This is a genomic window from Roseateles sp. P5_B10, assembly GCF_056400485.1.
Genome location: NZ_JBFULE010001068.1, coordinates 1 through 1,519 on the forward strand (window position 1 = coordinate 1; position 1,519 = coordinate 1,519).

General features: G+C 70.5%; 2 pseudogenes. Both read right to left on the reverse strand.

From position 1 onward, the window contains the following. A pseudogene (locus AC1DU6_RS30865) lies at positions 1-894 on the reverse strand (methyl-accepting chemotaxis protein); the annotation flags it as partial. Positions 895-1,230: 336 nt separating this feature from the next. After that, positions 1,231-1,519 (reverse strand): annotated as a pseudogene (locus tag AC1DU6_RS30870) (oxidoreductase); the annotation flags it as partial.

Consider the following 1,519-nt stretch of genomic DNA (forward strand, 5'->3'; position numbering starts at 1 on the left):
GCCGCTGAGCTTGAACACCCCAATGGCCTCGGCCATGCGGGCCGACTGCTCGCGCAGGCTTTCGGCCGCGGCGGCGGATTCCTCCACCAGGGCGGCGTTCTGCTGCGTCATCTGGTCGAGCTGCACGACGGAGCCGTTGACGACGCCGATGCCCTCGCTCTGCTCGCGCGCCGCGGCGCTGATTTCGCCAATGATGTCGGTCACGCGCTGCACGCTGGCAACGATCTCGGTCATCGTCGCGCCGGCGTCCTGCACCTGCTGGGTACCGGAGTCCACACGCTCGACGCTGGCACTGATGAGGCTCTTGATCTCCTTCGCGGCCTCGGCGCTACGCTGGGCCAGCAGCCGCACCTCGCCGGCCACGACGGCGAAGCCACGGCCCTGCTCGCCGGCGCGGGCCGCTTCCACGGCGGCGTTCAGCGCCAGGATGTTGGTCTGGAAGGCGATGCCGTCGATGGTGCCGATGATCTCGTTGATCTTGCGCGAGCTGTGGCTGATCTGATCCATGGTCGCGACGACCTGCGACACGGCCTCGCCGCCGCGCCGGGCGACGCTGGCGGCGGAGCTGGCAAGCTGGTTGGCCGTCATGGCTGCGTCGGCCGTCTGCTTGACGGTGCCGGTCAACTCGGACATGGACGACGCGGTGTTCTGCAGATTGCTCGCCGTCTGCTCGGTGCGCTGGCTGAGGTCCAGGTTGCCGGTGGCGATTTCGGCGCTGGCCGTGCCAATGCTGTCGGCGGCTTCGCGCACCTTGGCGATGAGTTTTTGCAGCCCTTGCTGGGTGTCGTCCAGCGCGCCGAGCAGGCGTCCGACGTCACCACTGCCGCCGCGCGGAATGGGGTGGGTCAGGTCAAAGCGAGCCAGCGCCTCGGCGGCCTCGGTGGCCGCATGCAGGCTGCCGCCCGAGCCGCCACTGGTCAGCAGGCCGAACAGGCCGGCCACCCAGGTGAGCGCCAGAACGGCATACAACCAACCCTTGGCGGCGCCGGCGGTGTCGCCCAGGCCGGACAGCGCCATGCCGGCGCCCACGGTGACCACGCCGAGCACAACGCCCAGAGCCAACTTCAACCGCTGCGAACCGCTCATGCCGTCGTCTCCATCAGATAAGGAAAAGGACACTGGCCAGGCCGGTGTCAACAGCGCAGTGTGCCGCCGGCTCTGGTGGGGCGGAAGAGCGATATGGGGGAGGAAGCGGCAATAGTTGCCCGAACCAGGGCCAAACAGGCCGGCTCAGCCGCCCGGCCTGCGTCGCTGGCGCAACGCGAAGCGCAGCGGGTCGACAGCGTCCAGCAGCTCGGCCTCGAGCGGCCGTGGCGAGCCCAGGGCCAGCGCCGCGACCAGGCGCCCGGCCAGGGCCGCCCAGGTGATGCCTCGCGAGGCAAAACCGGTGCAGGCGATGAGCCCCGGCTGGCGTGGCTGCAGGCGCAGTTGCTCGGCCGCCTCACCGGGAGCCGCCAGACCGCCGATCAGCGGCAGGCGGTCCGGCGCGATGAGGCGCCAGGCCACGCGGCCGGAGAGC